Below are 26,116 nucleotides of genomic sequence, written 5' to 3'. Positions count from 1 at the left end.
TTCTAACTCGAGGAATAATCATGAAAAAAGTCAGCAAAATCACTCCATTGGTTATCGCAATGGCACTCATTGGTGGTCAAGTTCAAGCACAAGACTTTGATATTGTCATCAACGAAGGACGCGTGATGGATCCTGAAACAGGTTTTGATCAAGTCGCCAATATTGGCATTAAAGATGGTAAAATTTTAAGCATTACCAAAGACATCATCGAGGGTAAACAATCAATCAATGCCAAAGGTTTAGTGGTTGCGCCAGGGTTTATTGACACTCACTCTCATGTATCAAACATTCCATTTGGCCAAAAATTACACTTACGTGATGGTGTGACGACCCCGTTAGATTTAGAGGTGGGTTCTTACCCTGTTAATGCTTTCTACGATCGCCTTGAAGGAAAATCGATAACCAACTATGGTACATCGGTATCACCAGCAGGAATTAGAGAGTCAATTGTGAACCCTGATTATAACTCGCGAACAGGGTCACTGGTCACCGACTTATTTGAACAACACGAACATGAGCATTCTCATGCGACATTGGAAGTAGCAACATTTTTGCCTAACAAAGAGCAAATAGAAAAAATTAATAACAAGGTCGCCCAAGAAATGGGGCAAGGTGCCATTGGTGTTGGTGTCCCTGTCGGTTACATGTCAGCAGGCACGACCTCTGCAGAAACGATCTCTTGGCAAGAAACCGCAGCCCAATATGGTTCATCAACCTATTTACATGGTCGATTCTCAAGTCAAAACCCTTCAACGACTGGCATTCTAGGCTTCCAAGAAATGATCTCAAATGTAGGTATTTATGGCGGCGGCTTACTGATCCAACATATCCACCAACAGTCATTAGAGAAAACACCTGAAGCATTAAAAATGATTGCAGATGCCCGTAAAGCTGGTCTAAAAGTTTCAGCAGAAGTTTACCCATATTATCAAGGTGCAACCATTGTTGGTGCAGATTACCTCGTTCCTGATAACTATGGTCCCAACATGGGGCGAACGTATAAAGATATCATTGAAGTGGAAACCATGAAGCCGTTAACTAAAGAACGTTACGATGAGTTAGTGGCGAGCAACCCAAGTGCATCAGTGATTTTTGCAGGAATATCTCAACAAGGCATGCTAGATGCACTCGTTGATGAGAATGTTCATGTTGGCAGCGACGCTATGCCGCTAACCATAGCAGCTACAGGGCAAATGGCTGTTGAGTTTGACACCCCTTATGAAGGCTTACAAGGTCACCCTAGAGCTGCGGGAACTCATGGCAAAGTATTACGTTTAGTGCGTGAGAAAAACATCATGCCACTCATGACCGCTATCTCTAAAATGAGTTACAAGCCTGCGAAATACTTACAAGAAAACGGTGTGCATGCGATGGAAAATAAAGGCCGTATTCAAGTGAACAAAGATGCAGACATTACTATTTTTGACCCTGCAACCGTAACAGATAACGCCACGTTAACCGATGCAGGTTTACCAACAACGGGTATTCCTTATGTATTGATTAACGGTACCGTCATTGTTAATGACTCTGTGGTATTAAAAGATATCTACCCAGGTCAAGCGGTAAGAAACTAAGCGTTTTACTAGTCTCAACAAAACGTATAGGGGCGTTAATAATTGCATTAACGCCCCTTTTTATTGTGTTCACTGCGCATCATTTATTTATATCTCTAAGCACCATTCATTACATGAATAGCCCCATGCCATAAATTTGATTGCTTTCATGGCTGGCATTGTTACTTTATAAACACGTTCACGCTGACGACTAAGACCAAACCAGCTTTTTTCTTAATGAGCCGCTTCAGTCAGTGGTGTTGAAACTTGATGTCTATAAGCTGGAAAAGCAATTCAATACACCATTACAATTCAATACAGCATTACAAGTACAAGGATTAGTTATGTTGCGCCAATATCTTGCATCAGCCATCACCCTTTTGGTGTTATCGAGCTTTCAAATCACTAGCACTGCATATGCTGCAACAAACCAAGCGACTACAAGCCAAAGGAATATTAACTGGCCTTATCATTATCAAGCTGCGGTAAGCTTATCCTATGATGATGCTTTACTCAGCCAATTAGACTACGCGATTCCAGCGTTAAATAAGCATGGTTTTAAAGCCTCTTTTTATCTCACGCTATCTAATTCTGGTACCCAAACCGCCCTAGCGCGATGGCGTGATATTGCCGCTGATGGCCACGAACTGGGCAACCACACCTTATTCCATGCCTGCAGTAAAAGTATTGAAGGACGTGAGTGGGTCGAGCCTCACAATAATCTTGATACTAAAACCGTCGCACAAATGCAGCAAGAAATCGAAACCGCCAATACCTTCCTTGAAGCCATAGACCAACAAACTGAGCGTACTTTTACGCCGCCATGCGGTGATTTTTATGCCGCAGATGGTAATTATATTGATGCCATACGTGAAAACTTTGTCGCAATAAAAGGTTACAATCCACAACTGGCTCCAAAGTTCAATTTGCTATTAATGCCTGAAAATGTAGATGGCGAAACCTTGATTAATTTTGTCAAGCAAGCCCTGCAACAAGGGGGCATTGCCAACATATTATTTCACGGCATTGAAGAAGATTACTTAAGCGTCAGCAATCAAGCTCACAATGAATTACTGCAGTATTTGAGCGATAACCGAGACATCCTGTGGGTCGACACTTATCGAAATATCATGGGGCATGTTAACTCAGCACTTAACCTTGATGAAAAAGCAACCAAGCCTCATTAAATACCATCAATAGCTTGATGATTCTCACATAATCCAAAGTAATTGATATCGATATTATTTATCTTAATAAGAGGCGTTGAGTTTTGTTCTATGTTTAGTCTAAGCTAAAACAGAAATACAAGGATATTCAAGGAAGATTATGCTGCTATGGAATGACCAAAAACTGATTAACTTAATCAAGTATGCCCCTGCGCTAACGGTATGCTTTTTTATGATAGTGATCAATGCGGTCATCATTCATGACAACCAACAAAAAGAAAATGAAAGCATCCTATCCCTTCGAGAAGACGTTATTTCACGCCAGAAAAAAGAGATTAATCAACAAGTAAATCAAGTCATCAATGTCATTCAATTCAAAAACAACTTGGTGTTATCACAGCTAAAACAGCAGTCCAAATCACGGGTCGATGAAGCCCACTCAATCGCGCAAAGTATATTCGTTAATAACCCTGACAAGCCGAAATCAGACGTCATAAAAATGATTATCAATGCGTTAAGGCCGATACGCTTTAATGATGGCAGAGGGTATTTTTTCATTTTTGACATGCAGGGCAATAATATCCTGCATGGATTAAAGCCCCATCTGGAAGGCACCTCAGTATGGGATGCCCAAGATTTACGCGGCACTTTCATCCTGCAAGAGCACATCAATAAAATAAAACGCCAACAAGGTGAAGCCTTTTATCATTGGTGGTACCAAAAACCGGGGTACCCAGCCACACAAGAATTCGAAAAAGTCGGCTTTGGTAAACAATTTACCCCATTTAATTGGTTTATCGGCACTGGAGAGTATGTCGCCGATGTTGAAAATGATGTAAAGGCAACCTTACTGAATTGGATTTCTGAATACGACTACGGTAATCATCAACGCCTGTTTGTCATTGACAAACAAGGTCACTCACTCGCTAACCCTATCACGCATAACGAGCATGCTTTTATTGAGCGCCATGAAGATACAACGCAACAAATGGTGAAACAGATACTTTCCCAAGTAACCACTGAAGGTAACTTAGTGGAGTTTGATTTATCGAGCCAAACAGAGTTTGCATTAACCCCAGTAGAAATCACTTATGCCAAACTGTTTGAACCATGGGGCTGGGTTGTTGGCTCTCACTTCAATTCCCATGACTTTGAAACTTACCTTATGAGCAAGCAAGAAGCCTTGCTGCTCAATAACCACGAGAAATTAATGAAGGTACTGACATTAAGCATCATCTCCACTTTTCTTATGGTGGGAGGCTGTTTATTTGCAAGTAACCTTATTGCGAATCGATTCAAAAAGTTTAAACACCGTATCGAAAAGGATTTTACTAAGTTAGCCAACTCAAAAGCCACCATGAAACATATGGCAATGCATGATGCATTAACTGGGCTTCCTAATCGAATGTGTTTATTAGACAAGATTAACCAAGATCTTAAATCTGCTAAAAAACACCATAAAAAGCTCGCGCTGGTGCTGATTGATATTGATAACTTCAAAAAGGTTAATGATATTTATGGCCAATCATCAGGAGATGAATTACTTAAAAAATTAAGCCAAGCCCTAGCGCAATCAATTGAACCTATCGATACCTTGGCACGCTTTGGTGGCGATGAGTTTGCATTTTGCTTTCCTAACTTAGATAACAACCAACAAGTGCATCAAAAAATTGCGCTAATACAAACGATCTTAAATAAAGCCTATACGGTAAATAACACTGAACATATGATTAAGTGCAGTATCGGTATTAGTATGTATCCCTCAGACAGCCAAGATCCTGAAGGCTTGATCCGAAAAGCTGACATCGTACTTTATAAATCTAAAACCAATTTAAACGGCTCAGTCACATTCTTTAATGCAGAAGTCGATGCTCAGGTCAGTTATGAGTATCAGCTAGAAGAGCAACTAAGGGAGGCATTAGACAACAATGAAATTAGCGTCTTGTATCAACCTCAAATCAATACCCGCAATGTGAAAATACAAAGCGTTGAAGCGCTTGCTCGTTGGAATAACCCAAAGCTTGGTTCAATTTCACCCGACGTGTTTATTAACCTTGCAGAACGAACCGGACTGATTATTGATATTGGCTTATTTATTTTCCGTAAAGCCTGTGAAGATATCTTAGCAACATCGCCCAATGGCCACGGTGCAATCAATGTCTCAATCAATATCTCACCTAAGCAATTAGTGGATATCAACTTCGTAGAATCAGTGACTCAAATCGTCAGTGAAGTGGGTATTGATATTCATCGTATTACATTAGAAATTACTGAAAACTTAGTGCTTCAAGATCTAAAAATGACCGCCATAATTTTAAATGAATTAAAGGCACTAAAGTTTGGCATTTCCCTTGATGACTTTGGCACTGGCTACTCATCATTGAGTTATTTAAACGAGCTACCGATTACTGAAATCAAAATTGATCGATGCTTTATTAATAATATTAATAGCAGTAAGCAAAGTAATGCACTCGTAAAAGCAATTTTTGCTATAAGTGAAGCTTACAACATCAGTGTTGTCGCTGAAGGTGTTGAAGAAAAAAGGCAGTTCTTAACGTTAAAATCATACCGATGTGACCTCATTCAAGGGTATTACTTCGATAAGCCGCTGACAGTAGAGCAACTACAACAAAAGTACTTTACCCCTGAGTTTGCATCACATGGTTAGTCCATTCGGGTAATAACCGTGTGTTCGTCATCCACAAAAGCAACATAGCCGCCGTGATAGATAAACACCCGACCACGCCCTTCAACTATGCAGGCAAGCTGTGGGTTCAAATCCTCTTCGTTATCCTGACTTTGAAAGGTTCCCGTGTCAGTGATTACGCCGCTGAATGTAGGCAAATATCCATAACTGCGCTTGGCTTGATCAATCAGGCTCAATTCGCTGGCGCTTGAGAAACAAGATGGGATAGCGCCTGCTTCTTCAATAAACATCGTTTTCAGTTCTTCAAAAGCGGTAATCACCAGCCAGTCGATGCCGTTAACATGATGGATAAACATAGAGTGTCTCGTTAATTCTGATGCAAAGATTTTATCACTATCAGGGGAGAACCTAGTAGCGGTTTAGTTACTAAAGCGCGTCATTCTGTGCCATTTGGGATATTCACTAAGCCATTATTTGGTAAATCAACATCCTGTTGCTTAGTTAATATCAGCTTTAGGCATAGGGATTTCACACTGGATCTCCAAACTCCGTTTGGATTAACGTCGTGGGGTTATCTCTGTTTCCAAACTCCGTTTGGATTAACGTCGTGGCGCTTCGCCCACACCAGAGTCAAGGGGGAAAGCGCTTGTTCCCCTTAACAAACCCTCAGCGCCCCTAACGAAAAATGCTGGAAAACGCATGATTTTCGATGGGGTTTAATCCAGCTTTTAACTTCGTTTGTAGACAGCTTCAGACTTCTTCGAAAATGCTAACGCTTCCGATGGTGCATCCATGCACCGCGAAAGCTAGCCTGACGTCCTGTCAGGCTCACGCGATTTCCTTCAAAGTCCTCAATTCAAATTGAGCTTTCTAGCTCTTTAAATTGCCACGAATGCAGTCAAATCGAAGAGAAAATAATCCCAGTGTAAGCAAGGCTGTGACCGTCCATGACATGGACGTCATGGCCGAGCTTTCAGGGACGAACTTGTAGCGTGTCACAGTCGTGCTTGCACATAAGCCTGCGGCAGGCAATTAGTTAAATTGAATTAATGGACTACTGAAAAAGATCCAATATAAATGAAGTATAAGGTTGGTGGTCGTAACAATTTTATGTCCCAAAGTTTGTTTAAAATTGGAAGAAAAATCAACGTCGTGACGCTTAGTTAATATTAGGTTTAGACATATGGATTTCACACAGGATTTCCAAACTCCGTTTGGATTAACGTCGTGGCGCTTCGCCCACACCAGAGCAAGAAGGGTGAAACTGCTCACCCCTCTTGATTCTTTATAAACCATAGTCCCAGCATCCCCGGCGAAATTTTCATTCTTTATTGACAAGACGGCGAAAAATTTCCAACGGAGAATCATCCAGCTTTAAACTTCGTTTGTAGTTATAACGAGTTGGTGCCCAAAGTCTGTTTTATTATTTTGAAAAATCAAAGTCGTGGCGCTTCGCGAAAATATCACCTTATATTTTCTAATCTATTGCGCACTATATCTGACTTTAAAGTACTAGATAAATACACAGTTATAAATGTACGCAGATGATTCGCGAGCAAAGTGAGCCAAAATCGCGTACTTTATGCTCGATAAACTTCTAGTTTTTTGATAAGTTGTTGAATCTAAAGTTATTGATAAAAGGTTGTAGAGACCTCTACATCAAAGCGCTCACTTTTGCGGGTTTGATATTAATAAAACAGGTGTTAAATTTTCTTTTTATCTTTACTAAACAGTCGGTTGGCTTGGTACCCTTGCTACTAAGTTAAATTTTAACAGGAACATTATCGAGCAGCTATATAATAAGCTGTTAGGTGCTTAAGAGTATTTCAATGAACTTAGATGAAATTTTAAAAATATCAGCTTCAATATTAGCCACTTTGGGTGGGGGTTCTTTAATTGTATTTGGACTATCTAGCTGGCTAGGTAAAGTTTGGGCTAATCGATTAATGGAAAAGGATAAATCAAAGTTCTTAACTGACCTCGAAAACCTTAAGAATGGGTTAGTTAACGAAACAGAGAGTTATAAAATAAAGCTAAAAAAGTCAGAGTTTCTATTTGAAAAGGAATATGAGGCAACATCAGAGTTAACAGCAATAATTCGGAGCTTTCTTCCACCACTAAGAGACCAAAATATGGATTGGTATGATGCATGTGATGAAATTGCTCAAAGCTTTCCCCGTATTAATAAATCTATAGATAAATTTTTATCTAGTCACGGCGCAATACTGAACGACGAACAAAAAGATTTACTTACTGAATGCGTTGGATTGGCTAGCTACTACAGTCATGAAACACAACAAAATGAAGTGTCTAAAGATGCTAATGGAGCAGCTGAAAAAGTTTATTCAAATTTACTAAAAGCAGAAAAATCACTTGTAAAACAAGTACACAGCCAGGTCAGCACCTAACAAGTCGTTTAAAAGGACAAAAAACAGTTGGCTTTTGCTCCTTCGTCGCTAATTTTAGCCAACTATTTTATTGCCTCTTAACGAGGCGTTATGCTTTTTATCTGAAAAGGAGTTTACCTTGAAATTTATAACCACCATTGTAGCTTTTCTTTGTTCATTAACATTGAATGCAGCTGTATTGGAACGTCCTTCTCAAAAATACCCAGTTCAGGCTCTGAAAAATTATGGGTGGTTACTAGATTATAGTCAGACTTCTTTTTCTGCTTACGTGAATGAAACAGGAGAAAAGTTTATAAGCCAAGATTCTTTAACTAGATATGTGAAACTCAAAATCAGAAATCTGGTAAGTGCCATCAAACCAAATGAAAAAATTGACGATTTTGAGTTTAAATATAACTTTATGTCTGTTGAACTTGAGTTAGACAGATATAACGATAAACAAAAAATTTATACCGGCCTAATATCACTAAGAGTTGAGGCTAATATACACAGAACTAATAGAGTTAATTTATATAAATTAACCAAATCTATTTCTGGTTCTGAGAGTCAGATTTTAGGATTTATCAAAGCAGATATCGACTTAATGGTAGAGGCTTTAGCTGAAGACTACTATTACATTGCCGACGAGTTTGAAAAGCATAACAAGTCATTAAAGCAGGACAAATAATAGTTGGCTTTGCTCCCGCGTCGCTGATTTTAGCCAACAATTATTTGCCTCTTAATGAGGCGTTATCGCATGTCCGATTACCATACTGTCCCTAATCCCAATAATCATTTTTCAGAGCTTAAGCTCTAACGCATTTTTGTCCAAAAATCAGTTAGCAWTGCTCGTAATATCCTTCTTCTACCTCACCCACTACTCGCTTATGAGTGAGCTGTGAGTGCAATTTCAAAGCAGTGAAAGTGTGCCAACAAGCTTGAAGCCTACTCTTTAAGCGGGTATCAATTGGGTCGTTTAGATAACTTAATATACATAAACAAAGATAAAAAGATGATCAAACCACCTGCCAGTTTTTGAATTTCTATCGCTTCACCAAGCACCAATACACTCAGCATGAGTGTCCATATCGGCTCTAGGATCATGATGAGTGCCGCTGTTTCCATGTTCACCGAGTATTGTCCTAGTGTTTGCAGCAAATAACGCATCGATGTGGCAAAGACTGTCGATATAACAAACCACGCCAGTAAGGTGCTGTTTAGCTCTAAAGCGGCGGGTTGTGTAAAGAGCACGTAAATGCCACCCACTAATCCCACGGTAAATAGTTGCAAACAAATGGAATCTAATGGTTTTATACGACTACTGATTTTTTTGTTTAATACAAAATGCACCGATAAAAGTGCTGATGCAAATAAAAAGTACCACTGAGATTCATCCACTTGCCAACCATTGGTCAAGGTCATCAACATCATCCCCACTACGCTGAGTGGCAGTGCGTACCAAAAGGCTTTGTTGGGCTTAATCTTAAACAATAGCCATGCTGTCATCGGTGCAATGATCATCGCTAGGCTCATGATAAATGCGCCTTCCGATAAACTTGCAGTCACAGATACCGCGTGTACCCATACCAGCAGAGCTAACCCCAAAAAGACGCCGACACAGCAAGCAAGTAAGATTTGCTTGGCTCTAAGTCGCCATAAACTTTTATAACAAAATGGCAGCAGCACTAGACTTGCCAGCAAAAAACGACTTGCAATAAAACTTTCACCGGGCATTTCAGCGACCACAATTTTCGAGGCAATCCAGCCAAATGCTGCCAACAAGGTGGCGATAAATAAAAACAATGCTCCGCGCATAAAAAGACTCTTAATGGCTGGGCGGTTGATCTTTCAAGGTTGTTTTGTCGCAAGTTTTGGATGCACCTTTGTGAATAAAAGGTGCTTAGATGACTAGATGACTAGATGACTAGATGACTAGATGACTAGATGACTAGATGACTAGGCATCTAAGCATCAAGGCATCAATCCATCCATCTCAATTAAAACACTTTTAATTCGAACAAAACTTAACCAGCAAAGTTCAACAGGCCCTAGTGACGAATAATAAACTGAGGTTGTTATAAACGATAAAGACTCAGCTGACGAACAATGAATCAATAAACTGTGAAATCAACAATTATATCGAGTTTGTGTTAATTCATTTGTCAGTAATTGTGTGGCGTATTAAACATAAAAAAGCAACCTTGCATCTGCGAGGTTGCTATTTATTAGTCTATGTTAGCCTAAATACGGCTGGGTTAACTAACCAGTAATTTTCAAGACGGGCTGTACTCTGGATAATCGGTTAGGCCTTTTTCATCGCCGCCAAATAAGGTAGCTGGGTCGTGTGCCGCTAACGGATAGCCATGCTTAATTCTATTCGGTAAATCTGGGTTTGAGACAAACGGACGACCAAAGCCAATCATGTCAGCTAAGCCATCATCAATGGCGTCTCCGCCCTTTTCAGCATCATACTTACCCGCATAAATTAATACCCCTTTATAAGCTTCACGAACCGCGATTCTAAATTCGATTGGCGTTTCAGGCGCGTCATCCCAGTCAACTTCAGCAATGTGCAGATATACAATTTTGTGAGTCTCTAATAATGCTGCAGCTGCGGTGTAAGTCTCGACAGGTGTTGCATCAACGGTGCCATTAAGCGAGGTAAACGGCGCTAAACGCACGCCCACTTTATCAGCCCCGATAGCATCAACCATGGTTGCAACCACTTCGCTTAAAAAGCGCAGGCGGTTTTCAATCGAGCCACCATATTCATCAGTGCGGTTGTTGGCTTCTGAATCGATAAATTGATTAATCAAATAACCATTCGCAGCATGCAGTTCAATACCATCAAAACCTGCTTCAATCGCATTCAGCGCCGCTTGACGGTACTCTGCAATAACAGCTTCAATATCAGCTTTGGTCATTGCACGCGGCTCAACCACATCAACAAAGCCTGGTGCGTTTGTGCCATCATCAATAAATACTTTCACATTTTCAGCTTTCAGCGCTGACGATGAAATCGGTTGCTGACCACCAATATTTTCAGGATGCGTCACACGGCCTACATGCCATAACTGAGCGAATATCACTCCGCCTTTAGCATGAACTGCGTCAGTGGTTTTCTTCCAACCAGCAATTTGCTCGGCTGAGTAAATCCCCGGCGTCCACGCATAACCTTGGCCCATTGCTGAAATTTGCGTGCCTTCGGCGACGATCAAACCTGCTTGCGCACGTTGAGCATAGTACTGCGCCATCATGTCATTGGCGACATTGCCTGGCTGTGATGCACGTGAACGTGTCATTGGTGGCATGACGATACGATTATTTAGGGCATGTTCACCTAACTGTATCGTTTGAAATAGTGAGTCTTTCATGGGAATTCCTTAAAATCGAAAACGGCAAAAATAATCTGAAAGCAAATATGATTGAATTAATCTAATTGGATTAATTCAATCTGATATTTGTCAGGATCTGTAATAAAGGCGATATGAGTTTCGCCGCCTTTAACTGGGCCAGGCTCACGAGTGACATTACCGCCCAATGCTTTAATCTTGTCGCAAGCGGCATAAATATCATCAACACCTAAGGCTAAATGACCAAAAGCATTACCCATTTCATATTCATTGGTGTCCCAATTATGGGTTAACTCGATTGTGGTGCCACCTTGCTCATAACCGACAAACACTAAGGTGTAGCGATAGTCTTTATTCTCGTGACGCTCAAGTACCTTCATACCCAACACATTCGTGTAAAATTCGATAGAGGCATCAAGATCAGCGACGCGTAACATTGTGTGTAAAAATTTCATAATTTGCCTTACAAAGTTGGCCTCAAACAAAAGTCATTAAGCTTGTTGCTTGAGTGTGCCTCAATGGGAATAACATCATTTTACGCCTATCAAATATAAAAATATAATTAGCATTTATTCTTATAATCATAATTTTTTGTTATCAACTGAGACATTCAATAGCAGGAAAAATCACTTAAATTGTGCCTGCGATATCAATGGATCCCATGGGATCATTTCACTACACTGTAGCTAAGGTTTAGATCGGAGTGGTTTATGTTTTTAACGTTTGATGTGTTTGGCAAACCCATGGCGGTACTGCGTAAAAACGAAGAATGGCAATTATTTTTAGATTCAGGAACGGGATTGCGCTCTCGGATTTATGATGTGGTGATCCCCGCCGATTTAGCAGAATCTGAACTGGATAAGTATTTAGCGGATATCTTTCATGAGAACGCCAAAGGCAATCAGCTAACTGTCAGCCGGATTAAGTAATCCTCTATCTTGGTTTACCACAACAGATTAATCATTAATCTATCTTGATTTCGCCTGTGCCCTCTTCATTGCTCAGATAACAAACTATGCCATAAACCCTTACCAGTGCTAGGTTTCAGCCATTTAATTAGGATGGTCGGTCACCTGATTTTTTAATGCGCTAGCGTTGTTGGATTACTGTTCGCTATTGAGCTAATTACGTTTAATTATTTGTCAGCTCGACATTTATGTAGGGTTTTTAACCACTCAGTAAATTGACTTATTCGAACTGGACACAGAATATTACACGCAAAAAAAGCGAACCATTGGGTTCGCTTTTTTACTTAAATCCGCGCTCACATCGCCCAAGGGCAAGCTTGAATAAATCAGCTATGCATAGGCATGTAAATAAGCCACTTGGACAAGATTTTTTAGCGCTTTCGGTCTGATATTTTGCACTTCAGCAACCACTTTATCTACTGGCCAGCCTTGAGCTAATAAAATCAATCCAATGACCAAACCTGTTCGGCCAGTTCCGCCTTTACAGTGCACAGCAATTTTACCTTTATTGGCAATCAGCGCCAAAATTTGCGATCGATATGTTGCCCATGCAGCTTCAAAATCATCACTCGGTGCCGCATCATCAAGGATCGGAAGTTGCGCCCAAACGATATTATTATCGCTGCACACAGTCGGTAAAGATTCAGCGTTATTAGCAGCCATTTCTTTATCAAACATCAGTGTCAGTAACATATCTGTGCCGGCTTGCTTTAATGTGGCAACAGAGTCACTCAACGACGCCTCTTTGGTGCCAGGGCAAGGGGTAAAAATCAGCTGAGCACCGTTATCCAAAGTTAATGCATCAAACGGATGTGTCGACATTATCATCTCCTAATGTTAGCGAATTATTTTCAGTAATTGGCGACATTGATGTAAGATCGTTTGCCAAAATTCAAAGGTTGTATTAAGTAGATTATGTCACTTGATACATTCATTTGTACAAGTAATTTAAACTTTTTACGAAACGAATCTTGAGTCCCAATAGGGTTTGATGATGTTCCAAATAAGCTCCTGATGCTGCCGGATAGGCGCTTCTCCAAAACTTGCACTAGGTCCAAACTCAAATTGTGGGCTAGTGAATGATTTTTGCAGTTGCTCGCATATGTAAATATCTTCTCGCATAAAGTCTGCCGATCCTAAAGGATGGTTTTGATCGAAACTTGCGTATTTCGGTTTCACTTTTTTGTCCCAAAAAGCCGCTGAACTTAGACTTTGTTTAAGGTAGTCAAGTGTGCCACTGTCCTTCATTTTAGTTCGAACAATAACCCTGCTCTTGGATGGCGAAATAGGAGTAATGTGAAAAACAGACCAAGAGGATTCCAATTCAGCTAAACCGATTCCAGGAAATAACATCGGCACCCACACGCCAATATTGTTCAGTCCAGATTGATAAACCAATGGTGAGGCAGCATTTTGTTGCAGGTTGCGTTGATAATCATCAGTCAGTGGCTCCCAGAATTTAAAATGTTGACCCACAAAACCAAACTGAGCTTTTTTATGGTTATACATATTAAGTGTGCCAGCATGAAGCTGAGCAAGGTGGTAATGGTCGATGTAGTTCTCAACAATCACCTTCCAGTTAGCATTTATGTCTTCAATAACCACACTGTCTTTAAATTCTACTAACGATTCAACCTCGTGGGGGCCTAATTGATTTTCTATTGGTCCAAACCAATCTTGTAAAGAAGTGGAATTGGGATCTGGGTGTACCCAAATCATGCCTCGCCAAATCCCAACATTGGCAGGTTTCAGGTTCAAACAATCTTTTTCAATACCAGCAAATTCACTTCTGAATTTTGGTAAGGACACAAGCTCACCCGATAACTGATATGTCCAGTCATGATAGGGGCAGGTTAACTTTTTCAAGCCACTTCCTTTACCTTCCAATAATTGGGTCCCTCGATGGCGACACATATTATGGTAAGCAAGCAGGTCTCCATGTTCATTTTTAATAATAACGATGTTACTCAGTCCAGCTTGCACCGTTAGGTAATCACCGGGGATTTTTACGTCCTCAATTAATCCAGCAAATGCCCATGTATTTGAAAATATATGCTTCTGCTCTAACTCAAAAAAGTGAGAGTCAATGTAAGCTTCAATAGGTAAACCATTATTTGAATTCATTTTTTCCTGCCACTACACAAACGGCCAATAAGGATAAATAAAACAACTCGCTGCAACGGCAGTCCATATCAGCATGGTAAACCAATACATGGCTGGTTGAGTGTCTCTTTTATATGACTCCCAGATATACGCCTCCCCTCTAACGAGGTCGAATAGCAACCAAAGAATTAACGCAAAGCCTAACCAATAAGACCAAGGTAAAGATAACCACATAACCACACTCCCCAATACGTTTATTTTCACTGTGACAATTTATAGCTTATATTGAACCAAAGTTAATTGTCAAGGTGACAATTAAAATCAAAATGCTATCATGTTAGCTTTGATGACTAGGGAGAATGGTATGGCAAGGCCGAGCATGGCGACTCAACGTCGAGAAGAAATTCTCGATGCCCTCGAAGCGTGTATATTGGATAAAGGTATTCAAGCAACGTCTTTAGAAAATATCGCCGAAACCGCAAATATGAAGCGTACTATTTTGAGGCACTATATTGGTAATAGAGATGATATTATCTGCGCATTAAGTGAACGTTGGACCTTGCGATACACGCAACAATGGCAAGAAGTACTCAATTGGCTCCCCAAAACAAATAGAGCTCAAGCCCTTGTAGATAGCCTTTTTAGCACGAGAACTAAGGAAATGGTCAATAACACCGTCATAGGTGAAGCGATATTTTCAGAGGCTAAAAGGTTAGAGACCATTAAAGCGCATCAGCAACAAATCATGCATGAGTTTATACAGCATTTAATTACCGAGTTTACGGCTCAATACCCAGAAATCAGCCAAGAAAAAATTGAATTAATTGCATATGGTATTTATTCAAACTATTTAATGAGTGAATCCTTGTTACCTCTTGGTATGTTTGAAGAAATGTACAAGTTAAAGCAATCATCTGTTCTGCTGTGTGAGCAACTTGTTTTAAAATAGTTAATTTTCATATTGACAATAAATATCCAAAAACGTAAATTGCACTGACTATTTTTTGTATAGGTGTCATTTATGAATTTGTTCAACTCGATATTAACCTCGGTATTGATAGTGATATTAGTCTGGGGCGCTGCTCTATTTCAAAGCCCTGATGCCAATGCGCTCATACAAGCATCTCCACAGCCCAATAAATCGATAACGTCAAACACTATCGAGCCTACATCAGTTGATTCAAACTCAACCCCTGCAATCAAGGTTAATCAGCAAATTAACATCGCGGGGATTAGACAAAACATTGCCATAGCTGATATCCACCAGCTTTGGCAAACATTCAATGAGCAAGCAGAGTTACATGCCTCATTAGTTGTGCAGCCCACTAAAGTATTTGTCTTATATTCAGCAATGACAAATAGCTTTCAGCGAGCTGATGTCACCATTGGCTATGATGTAAAAGAACTAAAACAACATCCCAACACATATAGTATTGATACAAAAAATGGCGACATTATTTTGCCAGAACACGCTTATACCGCTGCGCAATTGGCAACAGCCTGGGAGAAAATTGACTATAGTAAAACGGTCAACTTTGTCCTTGAAACTCACTTTTTAGATAATTCCGGCAATGCAACATCGACAACGATGCTTGTTTCATATCAATAGGGAGCAATGATGGATTATTTATCACAACTGTTTACGCCTAATGATGTGTGGGGATTAGAGGTCTGGATTGATAATTGGTTTTTTGTCCTCGCCATTGGGTTATTTATTATTGAACTGCTTCGATATGGAATAAAGAAGCAGTTCACTAAAAACCTGTTAGGGGACAGCGTAGCCAATTTTGTCACGCTAGGACTATTTGGGTTAATTATTACGATTGTTGCTGCGAGTTATGCTGGCGTATTTCTTTTTTCTTATGAACACCTTAGCCTAGTACAACTTCCTATAACGGGATGGACAATACTGTGTTGTATTTTACTTGCCGACCTTGCCTATTACTGGGAACATCGCTTTTTACACATGAATGGCTTTGGTTGGGCAACTCATACTGTGCATCATAGCTCTCCCCATTTTAATATTTCGGTGGCATACCGACACGGACCAATGGATTGGTTTTTTCCGTTGTTCTTCTACTTACCATTAGTCTTTTTAGGCTTTCACCCCTTTGTTATTTTTTTAGCAGAAATCATTGTGCAAGTATTCCAAACACTACTGCACACTGAAACAGTGAAAAAACTTCCACGCCCGATAGAAGCCATATTTAATACGCCTTCTCATCATCGAGTGCATCATGCGACCAATAAACAATATCTCGATAAAAACTATGCGGGCATGTTCATTATTTGGGACAAAATGTTTGGTACTTTTGCGGAAGAAAAAGAACCAGTGAAGTATGGTGTTTACCCAAGAATAAACACAGTAAACCCCATTAAGGTGTTCTTTTCTGGTTACGTCACGCTTATCAAGCGGCTATGGCATGCCCCTAGCTGGCGTTACCGCATTCACTTACTGATAAAGTCCCCAACGTGGGCTTGGCAGCAGGAACAAATAAATAAAAACTAGCCTGCTTAGACTGAGTGTCTTTAGTTAAGGGGTTTAGTGTCTTGTTCAGGCATTTAGTGTCTTGGTTAAGCCGCAGTTAGCAATCGGGTTATCCTCAAGCTTCCGCATTCGTTTCGTTTGATTGGCAAATGAAGACACAAAAAGCGAACCTTGTCGTTCGCTTTTTTTTGTTTTTGCRTCGATATCAACCTCATTGACGCAGACCAGCTTCATAGCGGCTCATAAGCAACAGCTGACACATAGCAACGAGAAAACTAGCGATTAATCTCGTTTGCCTTACAACTTGAGCCGCTCTCCAAATACATCACCAACCCGTTAACTGACTGTTTTTAGATATTAAAGACTTGCCAATGTAAATGACTGCAAAGAACAACAGGATATTGGCCAAATATTGATCTAGATTTATAAAACGTCAAAACAGCCGTATACAATAATTCCGCTTTGAAATATTTCTTACTGTGTTTACCCCACGCTAAAAGGTAAAACACAAGTACGGCTTCAAAGTCAGCTTTAACATGTAGGCTCAGCCATCTGTTAACTAGCCGAGCCTGTATAACCGTTTCATTTCTCTGTCTTTTTTAATGGTAACAACGATTTAAGTACGTTCAATCAAGAAGTCACCCAGTTTAGTGGGAGTTCTTGATTATGTTTATCACATCACTCAGCAAGGAAATAGCGTTATGGATAGCTCAAAGTCAGCCGGAAAATGCCCTGTCATGCATGGGGGCAACACCAATCAACAAAGCCAAGATCAGCTATGGTGGCCCAAGTCGCTTAACCTCGATATTTTGCATCAACACGATACTAAAACCGATCCTATGCCCAACAGTTTTAGTTATGCCGATGCGTTTAATGCATTAGATTTAGATGCAGTTAAGCAAGATTTAATTGAGCTAATGACCAGCTCACAATCCTGGTGGCCTGCTGATTGGGGACATTATGGGGGCTTAATGATCCGCATGGCGTGGCACTCAGCTGGGACATACCGTATTGCCGATGGGCGCGGTGGTGCAAGCCGCGGTAACCAGCGCTTTGCTCCTTTGAACAGCTGGCCTGATAACGGCAATTTAGATAAAGCCCGCCGCCTACTTTGGCCAATTAAAAAGAAGTATGGCGACAGTTTATCTTGGGCAGATTTAATGATTCTTGCTGGTAACATGGCTTACGAGTCAATGGGCCTTAAGATGTACGGTTTTGCTGGCGGACGGGAAGATATCTGGAGTCCAGAGAAAGATATTTTCTGGGGCGCTGAAAAAGAATGGCTCGCCACCAGTGATAACGAAAATAGCCGTTATTCTGGCGAGCGAGATTTAGATAATCCATTAGCAGCGGTCATGATGGGGCTGATTTACGTTAACCCAGAAGGGGTCGACGGTAAGCCAGATCCAATTAAAACCGCCCATGATGTTCGCATCACCTTTGCGCGTATGGCCATGAATGATGAAGAAACCGTCGCTTTAGCGGCTGGCGGTCACACTGTGGGTAAATGTCATGGTAATGGCGATGCAGCGCAATTAGGCCCTGAGCCAGAAGCGGCTGAAATCGAAGATCAAGGTTTTGGTTGGCTCAATAAACAACACCGTGGGATCGGCAGTGATACTGTCACCAGTGGTATTGAAGGCGCTTGGACAACAAACCCTACCCAGTGGGATAACGGATACTTTCACCTATTATTAAACTACGATTGGTGGACAACCAAGAGCCCAGCTGGTGCATGGCAATGGGAACCGGTCAATATCAAACCTGAAGATATGCCAGTTGATGTTGAAGACCCAACTAAGCGCCATAATCCCATCATGACCGATGCCGATATGGCATTAAAATTTGATCCTGAATATCGAAAAATTGCCGAGCGCTTTTATAACGATCCCGACTACTTTGCCAAAGTGTTCACCCGAGCTTGGTTTAAACTTACTCACAGAGATCTTGGCCCTAAAGCTCGCTACTTAGGTAATGATGTGCCAAATGAAGAGCTAATTTGGCAAGACCCAATCCCTAGTAATCCTCATACTCTCAGTGAAACTGAAATTAATGAGCTTAAAGCGGCTATTTTACAAAGCGAGTTAACGGCGGCTGAACTCATTACTACCGCATGGGATAGCGCCAGAACCTATCGTGGTTCTGATAGACGTGGTGGTGCAAATGGCGCTCGTATTCAACTTGCGCCGCAAAACCAATGGCAAGGCAATGAACCTGAACGGCTTAATAAAGTTCTCGCGGCATTAGCAGCGATTAAAGCACAAAAGAATTCATCCATTTCGATGGCTGATTTAATTGTGTTAGCCGGTAGCTGCGCTGTCGAACACGCAGCCGCTCAAACAGGCGTTAATGTGTCAGTGCCATTTAGCCAAGGTCGAGGTGATGCAACCGCTGAAATGACAGATGCTGAGTCATTCGATGTTCTTGAGCCTATTCATGATGGCTTTAGAAACTGGTTAAAGTCTGACTATGTTGTGACCGCTGAAGAGCTATTGTTAGAGCGCAGTCAACTCATGGGGCTTACAGCAGCAGAAATGACGGTCTTAATTGGTGGCATGCGAGTATTAGGCACCAACTATGGCGGTGAGACTCATGGCGTGTTCACTGATAATGTCGGTAAGTTAACTAACGACTTTTTCGTTAATCTCACTGACATGAACTATGCTTGGAAGCCTGTTGCTAACAACCTCTATCATATTGTTGAACGAGAAACTGGGGTTCAGAAATGGACTGCGACACGTGTTGACTTAGTCTTTGGTTCTAATTCCATCTTACGTGCTTATTGTGAGCATTATGCGCAAGATGATAATAAAGCCAAGTTCGTGAATGACTTTGTTGCCGCATGGGTCAAAGTGATGAATGCCGATAGATTTGATTTATAATTTATTGGATTAAGCTACCCGCGCGAGCCCCCTTATGCTCGCGCGGGTTCTATTTTACCAAGGTAGTATTTTGCCAAGTTAGTATTTTCGCAAGGTTAATTTACCTCACAGACTCTATCTATTACTGGCTCTAGTCATTAGTGACAGTTTCCGCCACTGAAATGATTATTCGCCATTACTCTCTTATTCGAAACACTTTTAACGCTTACCCGTTTAACCACCATTCCATACTCTCAACATACCTCTCTTGGCAGTTGACTAACCCTGAGCCCCTTAACTGCCTTCGTAATCAATTGACTAAACCTAACTCTATTTTAAAGCTTTACCAATACACCCATTAAAAGTAACTTAACAGCAAATTAATCTTTATAATGAAGCATATAAACCTAGCAGTTAAAGGAGTAACGACATGAAATGCCCAAGAACGGCGTCTGAACTAACACCTATCAAAGTCGGCGGTATAACGGTCGAGTTTTCCAAAGCCTCTGGTGGTGTCTTTTTTGACAATTATGAGCTGATGCATTTTGACGAAGAACATGAAAAGCGCGGTTCGGTGCTGGTAGAGCATTTATCTCAATTTACCCCATCTGCAATAGATTATAGCCAAAGAATTAATTGCCCGAAATGTCCCGATATCGTCATGCGCCGATATTTTTACAGTCCGAAAAATCAAGTAGAAGTGGATGAATGTCCTGGCTGTGGGGGGATGTGGTTTGACTATAATGAACTCGCAAAAATTAGGGAGCTCTTCCCTAATCAACAGGATCGAGACAAAGCTGGCAAAGATTTTGTTCTTGCTATGCTAGAGACTAATATTCAGAAAAGCCATGATATGAAAATACAACAAAAAGACGCATTAGCTCAAAAGTTACAACGATTCTTTATAAGCGTTTTTTAAAAAATATTCGTGATACCGACGAATTTCTATAAACTTAAAAAGCGAACCATGAGGTTCGCTTTTTAATGTAAGTCAGTGACAAAATCAACTCATAATCAACAAGTTACTACAGCCGACACTGTTAGTGACTCACATTGATATGATATCAGTTTTATGGTTTTTCAATTAAGTCATAAGGCGTGCCGAGCGGATTGTTGTATAACGCTTTAAGCACTGCTTTGGCTCCATCCCCCCAAGCTGCGCCATGACCATAATCTTCAAAATGATCGGCAAGGCCGATCAAGTGCCCCAACTCATGATCAATAATGCTATTACTGACATTATTCAGGTTATTACACGTGCCCGATACTACGCCTAAATTGACCCACACAAAGCCTTCATTACTCAAATACCCCTCTGAGTCTATGACTTGTGATGGAATGTAGTTTGTTTTAGGTGCATAGCTCACCGAGCCTTTAGAATCACCACAGTTTTTGTAAACCACATTGGAGCCAACAGACATAATAATGCCACCTGCAACATGTGGATTCTCTTTAATCAGTTGTTTATAAGAGGTGGCAACACCATCAGCACTCAACTTACTGTCATTCGTCACATAGCTGCCGTTATATAAATCATCTCGGCTAACAGCGAATTCATCCTCTACATGAATATCGACATACAGTATTTCACGTTGAAAAATCCGCTGACCAATTGTGCTTTCAATACGTTTTGCAGAATCAATTAATCGGCTTTCCCAGTCACTGTTATAGGAATAGCCTTTATTAATAATCAGTGGGATCAAATCTTGTTCAGGATTTGTGGCTTCATTGAAGGTTTTAAAACGCACGGTTTTATTATCTAAATCAAGCGCCTGATAGTTTTCTACCCAATCCTCATCGTACCCTAGTCGGCCATCAAATGATGTCTCTGCACACACTTGCACAGCAAGGCTTCCATTGAAGCAATAGCCTAAACGAGGACTAATACTTGGCAAGTCGTAGTCCATATACGCACGACCTTCAAAGGCGGTGTTTTGATCGTATAAAGCGCCATTTGATGCGGTTAGACTTTTTTGAATGTAGCTATTATTGATATCAACATCATCACAACCCAGTAAAAACACTACTGAAGCAGCTAACATCGTCACTTTTATCTTTGTCATTATCATGTCACTCTGAAAGAAATATTTTGAGTTTATTGTTATTTCTCATCATGTTAATCAACCTGAAAGACAAACAAGCCTAAAACCGCTAAAAACATTCTTATTCAACAGCTTAGTTACAAAAACAAAGAGAAAATATCAACATAACCATCAAATAACACCCACCAGCAAACCTTACTCAAACAATTGTATATTTGTGCAATCACTATGGTCGAACAACAAGGTTACAACTTCAAAGCACACACGAACATTACCGCAACGCGATGTAAATCATCATAAATAGTACTTTGGGAATAAGTAGTGCTTTGACGATAAAGAGTGCTTTTGTTAGTGCAAGGGAATGAACTGAGCTGAGCTGAACTGAACTGAAATCAAATGAAATGAATGCTGAAAATTAATGAAGCAATAACTTGATAAAATAACAATAAAAATGCCCATTAGTGAGTCACTAACGGGCATTAAATTCATTTCAATAAAACGCGATTTAGCATTATTAAGCAGCGTTGAGCTTATAACTTAGCAGCCAATTTACGCGCTTGATGCAGCTTCTTATAGCTTTCAATCAAACGTAAATGAGGCTCAATGCCTTCAAGATTCATGCTGGTTTTGGTTAGGCCGTAAAATTTGACTTCGCCTGTTACGCTGCCAACCACATTCTGCATCACTTCTTCACCGAACATGCGAGTAAAGTTATGAATAAAATGTTCCAGCTCAAGATCTTCATCTAATTCAACTTCTAATACCGCATTCACGGCTTGGTAAAATAAGCCGCGCTCTACCGTGTTATCGTTAAACTGTAAGAAGTCTTCGACTAACTCAAGCGCCTCGTCATGTGCGCCTAGTGCTAGATAAATTAAGATTTTAAGCTCAATAATCGTCAACTGTCCCCAGACGGTATTTTCGTCAAATACGATACCAATCATGGTACGGATATCAGTGTAGTTATCTTGCTGGCTTTCATCTAAACGATTAACTAAATCCACTAATTCTTCATCTGATAAAGAATGCAGATTTAAAATGTCTTCACGGTAATCCAGCGCTTTATTAGTGTTGTCCCAAATCAAGTCTTCCACTGGGTACACTTCTGAAAAGTCAGGTACCAACATACGACAAGCCGATGCACCTAATTGATTAAACTCAGCGGTATACACCTCTTTACCTAATGCTTCTAAGATGCCGAATAAGCCGTTGGCTTCTTCTTCCGATGTACCAGAGAAATCCCACTCACAGAACTCATAATCAGAGTTACTGCTAAAGAAGCGCCATGAAACCACGCCGGTTGAGTCAATAAAGTGCTCAACAAAGTTTTCAGGTTCACTCACTGCCATGCTGTTAAATGTCGGCTTTGGCACATCATTTAAGCCTTCAAAGCTGCGGCCTTGCAGTAACTCAGTAAGGCTGCGCTCTAATGCCACTTCAAAGCTTGGGTGTGCGCCAAATGAGGCAAATACGCCGCCTGTTTTAGGGTTCATTAAGGTCACGCACATCACTGGGAATTCACCACCAAGTGAGGCATCTTTTACCACAACTGGGAAACCTTGTTCTTCTAACCCTTTAATACCCGCAAGAATGCTTGGATACTTTTCTAATACGGCCATTGGCACGTCAGGAAGGACAATTTCTTGCTCAATGATTTGGCGTTTAATGGCTCTTTCAAAGATTTCAGATAAACACTGCACTTGCGCTTCTTGCAGGTTATTGCCCGCACTCATGCCATTGCTTAAAAATAAGTTTTCAATCAAGTTTGATGGGAAATAGACCGTTTCACCATCACTGTGACGTGTGTAAGGAATGGTGCAAATACCGCGCTCAATATTGCCCGAGTTAGTGTCTATTAGATGTGAGCCGTGGAGTTCATCATCTGGGTTATATATCTCAAGGGTATATTCATCGAGCATGCCACTAGGCAAAGCATCGTCTTCTTCGAGTTCAAACCACTTTTCATTGGGATAATGCACAAATTCGCTATTAGCGATCTCGTTGCCAAAAAACTGATCGTTATAAAAGAAGTTATTGTTCAAACGTTCAATGAACTCACCTAACGCTGAACATAATGCACTTTCTTTCGTCGCGCCTTTACCATTGGTAAAACACATCGGTGATGCAGCATCACGAATATGCAAAGACCACACGTTAGGGACAATGTTACGCCACGATGAAATTTCGATTTTCATTCCAAGATCAGCGAGCATACCCGTCATGTTTTTGATGGTTTCTTCAAGCGGTAAGTCTTTACCTAAAATGTAGGTAGAGTCATCACCATCTGGCTGGCCCATTAACATCGCATTGGCATCACTATCGAGATTTTCAACCGTTTCAATTTTAAATTCAGGGCCTGTTTGCACGACCTTTTTTACCGTACAGCGGTCAATGGAACGCAATATGCCTGTGCGATCTTTCTCTGAGATATCATCAGGGAGTTCAACTTGAATTTGAAAAATCTGGTTATAACGATCTTCAGGGTCAACAATGTTGTTTTGCGATAGGCGAATATTATCGGTCGGAATATCGCGGGCTTTACAATAAACCTTGATGAAGTAAGCCGCACATAACGCAGATGATGCAAGGAAGTAATCAAACGGACTTGGCGCAGAGCCATCCCCTTTATAGCGGATAGGTTGATCGGCCGTCACCGTAAAATCGTCAAACTTGGCTTCGAGCCTTAAGTTATCGAGAAAGTTAACTTTGATTTCCATTGAATACACCCACAACTTGCTTAGCTAATATGTTTAAATCAGCGCTAACGATCGCGCCTATCTATCGAATGGGGTGAATTATCGGTGTTTTTGCTCCATTAGTCTTGGATTAATTAAAAAATAGTAGCAAATGCAGCAAACAAAACGAATTAACGTTATAAATAAACATTATGTTGCCCGTTTAAGTTTGACACTTAACGTCGTGCCACGGCTAGCATCAGAAGAAAAACGAATATCCCCTCCCTGTGCTTTAGCAGAAAGTAACGCTGAGTAGGTGCCTATTCCTGTACCGTTTGCTTTTCCTGAAGTCACATACTTATTAAAAAATGTCTGTTGAATTGATTGCGGAATTTCACCTTCATTGTGAATATTAAATTTAACCCACTGAGCGTCAGCAATTTGAGTTACCTGAATTTCGCTTCCTTCAGGTGCGGCTTCAACTGCATTTACTAGTAAATTATGGAATAAATTAAAGCTGATGGTTTTATCCCCAACAAACTGCAAATCAGCTGGAATATCAACAGATAATACTTGTTGATTTGTCGTTAGCTTTTTCTTTAAACCAACCATGATTTCATGCAAAAGTTGCTGCGCATTTTGTGGGCTTAGCTGAATCTTAGTACTGTCTTTTTCAAGGTGGTGAACCAACATATTGTCATCGACCATTTTCTCGATAAATAACACACTACTTTGCAAGATTTGTACTTCTTCATCGCAGCCAACATTCTTTTGGTCAATCATCTCAGTTGCAGCGATAATGGTGGATAAAGGCCCTTTGAAATCATGATTAACAATCCTGTCGATTTCATCTTTTAAGCGTACATTTTCAATCATGGTATCAAGCTGTTGAACCATATCCTGTCGTTGCTCAACCAAGCGAATATGGGTCGCAATTCTGGCTTTAGTAATTTCTGGGGAAATCGGTTTAGTGATGTAATCGACAGCACCAAGATTTAAGCCTTTTATGACATCTTTATCTTGAGATAATGCTGAGATAAATATCACCGGAATATGTTCTGTTAACGGATCGGACTTAAGTTGTTTGCACACACTTAACCCATCAATATCCGGCATCATAATATCCAGCAAAATAAGATCGGGTTTAGCCTCTTTTTGACATATCTCTAGCGCTTTTTCACCTGACAAACAGGCTTTTAATTTATAGGTACTCTTCAATAATTCAGTCAGAACGGCAACATTGGTCGTATTATCATCAACAATTAGAATCGATGCCGGTGAGCGGCTCGGTGTTTTAGTATCACTACTTAATGGCTTGGTCTGAGTTTGTATTTTACGAAGTGAAGGATTAAACGCATTGGCTATCTTATTTTTAAGCGTGGTTTGATTAAAAGGCTTTATCAAGTATTCACTAACACCGAGATTGACCGCTTCTCTAACATCATCTTGATTGACATTGGCGGTGAGCATCATAAATGGCACGGTTGAAAATGCTTGTTCGCTTTCTCTAACCGCTCTCAACAGCTCAATGCCAGTCATCTTGGGCATATTCCAATCTGAAATAATTAAATCAACCCGCTCAACTTCTAATATCTGTAATGCTTCCTTACCATGTGCAGCTTTGTGTACTTTTTTAAACCCTACAGAAATAAGCATACTTCCAACAGTCTTTAACATCGCAGGAAAATCATCAACGATGAGTACCGTTTTATCAGCGTACTGATTTACAAGTTGAAATGGCTGCACAGTTATACTCTCCAACACTTTCTATTATTATAAAGGCCTAAATAAGCGAGCCCCACTGCCCATACGTTCTGTAATAGTGTCCATACGTTCTGTAATAGCGTCTATCTAAATCACATGCACTTGGTAT

The 26,116-nt window shown here is 40.5% G+C and carries 21 protein-coding genes; 11 read left to right on the top strand and 10 right to left on the bottom strand.

The genetic code is table 11. The annotated features are described in order from the left end of the window. The first annotated feature begins 20 nt into the window (after nt 1–20). From A9267_RS16370 to A9267_RS16360, 3 genes are all read left to right on the top strand, one after another. The gene (locus A9267_RS16370) at nt 21–1,574 is read left to right on the top strand and encodes an amidohydrolase family protein (protein WP_065109937.1); all 1,554 of its coding nucleotides are present in this window, start codon (nt 21–23) and stop codon (nt 1,572–1,574) included. Nucleotides 1,575–1,897: 323 nt separating this feature from the next. Beyond that, complete coding sequence (locus tag A9267_RS16365) at nt 1,898–2,740, top strand: polysaccharide deacetylase family protein (RefSeq protein ID WP_065110066.1); 843 nt, start codon at nt 1,898–1,900, stop codon at nt 2,738–2,740. A gap of 139 nt (nt 2,741–2,879) precedes the next feature. Beyond that, entirely contained in the window at nt 2,880–5,387 is a 2,508-nt protein-coding gene (locus A9267_RS16360) for a bifunctional diguanylate cyclase/phosphodiesterase (RefSeq protein WP_065109936.1), read from the top strand. Here A9267_RS16360 and A9267_RS16355 read toward each other — a convergent pair. Then, a complete protein-coding gene (locus tag A9267_RS16355) occupies nt 5,384–5,722 on the bottom strand; it encodes a cytosolic protein (RefSeq protein WP_065109935.1) in 339 nt (112 codons plus the stop codon). The genes A9267_RS16360 and A9267_RS16355 overlap by 4 nt on opposite strands. A gap of 1,473 nt (nt 5,723–7,195) precedes the next feature. On the opposite strand from A9267_RS16355, the gene A9267_RS16345 reads away from it, so the two are divergent. Together A9267_RS16345 and A9267_RS16340 are read left to right on the top strand one after the other, a co-directional pair. Further along, nucleotides 7,196–7,774 (top strand): hypothetical protein, encoded by a 579-nt coding sequence (locus A9267_RS16345; RefSeq protein ID WP_065109933.1) that lies wholly within the window; start codon nt 7,196–7,198, stop codon nt 7,772–7,774. Between the two features lie 118 nt (nt 7,775–7,892). Then, nucleotides 7,893–8,441: a hypothetical protein gene (locus tag A9267_RS16340; RefSeq protein WP_065109932.1), complete on the top strand. Its 549-nt coding sequence runs from the start codon at nt 7,893–7,895 to the stop codon at nt 8,439–8,441. A gap of 275 nt (nt 8,442–8,716) precedes the next feature. On the opposite strand, the gene A9267_RS16335 is transcribed toward A9267_RS16340, so the two are convergent. From A9267_RS16335 to gloA, 3 genes are all read right to left on the bottom strand, one after another. Further along, a complete protein-coding gene (locus tag A9267_RS16335) occupies nt 8,717–9,568 on the bottom strand; it encodes a DMT family transporter (RefSeq protein WP_065109931.1) in 852 nt (283 codons plus the stop codon). A gap of 458 nt (nt 9,569–10,026) precedes the next feature. Then, nucleotides 10,027–11,127, bottom strand: coding sequence for an alkene reductase (locus A9267_RS16330; RefSeq protein WP_065109930.1), 1,101 nt, complete (start codon nt 11,125–11,127; stop codon nt 10,027–10,029). A gap of 56 nt (nt 11,128–11,183) precedes the next feature. After that, nucleotides 11,184–11,561 (bottom strand): lactoylglutathione lyase, encoded by a 378-nt coding sequence (gloA, locus tag A9267_RS16325; RefSeq protein WP_065109929.1) that lies wholly within the window; start codon nt 11,559–11,561, stop codon nt 11,184–11,186. Between the two features lie 255 nt (nt 11,562–11,816). Here gloA and A9267_RS16320 point away from each other — a divergent pair, with 255 nt between their 5' ends. Continuing rightward, the gene (locus tag A9267_RS16320) at nt 11,817–12,035 is read left to right on the top strand and encodes a DUF7661 family protein (RefSeq protein ID WP_065109928.1); all 219 of its coding nucleotides are present in this window, start codon (nt 11,817–11,819) and stop codon (nt 12,033–12,035) included. Between the two features lie 369 nt (nt 12,036–12,404). Here the strand turns inward: A9267_RS16320 and A9267_RS16315 are convergent, their stop codons facing one another. The 3 genes from A9267_RS16315 to A9267_RS16305 all read right to left on the bottom strand — a co-directional run bounded on the left by A9267_RS16315 (nt 12,405) and on the right by A9267_RS16305 (nt 14,411). After that, on the bottom strand, nt 12,405–12,896 hold the full coding sequence (locus tag A9267_RS16315; protein WP_065109927.1) for a phosphatase domain-containing putative toxin: 492 nt from the start codon (nt 12,894–12,896) through the stop codon (nt 12,405–12,407). A gap of 135 nt (nt 12,897–13,031) precedes the next feature. Continuing rightward, a complete protein-coding gene (locus A9267_RS16310) occupies nt 13,032–14,198 on the bottom strand; it encodes an aromatic ring-hydroxylating oxygenase subunit alpha (protein WP_065109926.1) in 1,167 nt (388 codons plus the stop codon). A 12-nt stretch (nt 14,199–14,210) separates the two neighbouring features. After that, nucleotides 14,211–14,411: a hypothetical protein gene (locus A9267_RS16305; protein ID WP_065109925.1), complete on the bottom strand. Its 201-nt coding sequence runs from the start codon at nt 14,409–14,411 to the stop codon at nt 14,211–14,213. Nucleotides 14,412–14,541: 130 nt separating this feature from the next. On the opposite strand from A9267_RS16305, the gene A9267_RS16300 reads away from it, so the two are divergent. The 5 genes from A9267_RS16300 to A9267_RS16280 all read left to right on the top strand — a co-directional run bounded on the left by A9267_RS16300 (nt 14,542) and on the right by A9267_RS16280 (nt 20,445). Beyond that, entirely contained in the window at nt 14,542–15,126 is a 585-nt protein-coding gene (locus A9267_RS16300; protein ID WP_065109924.1) for a TetR/AcrR family transcriptional regulator, read from the top strand. A 72-nt stretch (nt 15,127–15,198) separates the two neighbouring features. Further along, nucleotides 15,199–15,786 (top strand): hypothetical protein, encoded by a 588-nt coding sequence (locus tag A9267_RS16295; RefSeq protein ID WP_065109923.1) that lies wholly within the window; start codon nt 15,199–15,201, stop codon nt 15,784–15,786. A 9-nt stretch (nt 15,787–15,795) separates the two neighbouring features. Beyond that, the gene (locus tag A9267_RS16290) at nt 15,796–16,686 is read left to right on the top strand and encodes a sterol desaturase family protein (protein WP_082972427.1); all 891 of its coding nucleotides are present in this window, start codon (nt 15,796–15,798) and stop codon (nt 16,684–16,686) included. 680 nt (nt 16,687–17,366) lie between these two features. After that, nucleotides 17,367–19,547 carry a catalase/peroxidase HPI gene (katG, locus tag A9267_RS16285; protein WP_065109921.1) on the top strand — a complete coding sequence of 727 codons (2,181 nt, stop codon included), beginning with the start codon at nt 17,367–17,369 and terminating at the stop codon, nt 19,545–19,547. Between the two features lie 409 nt (nt 19,548–19,956). Next, entirely contained in the window at nt 19,957–20,445 is a 489-nt protein-coding gene (locus A9267_RS16280) for a TFIIB-type zinc ribbon-containing protein (protein ID WP_065109920.1), read from the top strand. 151 nt (nt 20,446–20,596) lie between these two features. Here the strand turns inward: A9267_RS16280 and A9267_RS16275 are convergent, their stop codons facing one another. The 3 genes from A9267_RS16275 to A9267_RS16265 all read right to left on the bottom strand — a co-directional run bounded on the left by A9267_RS16275 (nt 20,597) and on the right by A9267_RS16265 (nt 25,989). After that, nucleotides 20,597–21,589, bottom strand: coding sequence for a hypothetical protein (locus A9267_RS16275; RefSeq protein WP_156669185.1), 993 nt, complete (start codon nt 21,587–21,589; stop codon nt 20,597–20,599). A 509-nt stretch (nt 21,590–22,098) separates the two neighbouring features. Next, nucleotides 22,099–24,285 (bottom strand): OsmC domain/YcaO domain-containing protein, encoded by a 2,187-nt coding sequence (locus A9267_RS16270; protein WP_065109918.1) that lies wholly within the window; start codon nt 24,283–24,285, stop codon nt 22,099–22,101. Between the two features lie 168 nt (nt 24,286–24,453). Then, nucleotides 24,454–25,989 carry an ATP-binding response regulator gene (locus A9267_RS16265; protein ID WP_082972426.1) on the bottom strand — a complete coding sequence of 512 codons (1,536 nt, stop codon included), beginning with the start codon at nt 25,987–25,989 and terminating at the stop codon, nt 24,454–24,456. Nucleotides 25,990–26,116 lie beyond the last annotated feature (127 nt).

The sequence above is a fragment of the Shewanella sp. UCD-FRSSP16_17 genome, from assembly GCF_001675935.1.
Classification (GTDB): domain Bacteria; phylum Pseudomonadota; class Gammaproteobacteria; order Enterobacterales; family Shewanellaceae; genus Shewanella; species Shewanella japonica.
Note: the sequence above shows the minus strand (reverse complement) of the source record. Positions and strands in the feature narration are given on the sequence as shown.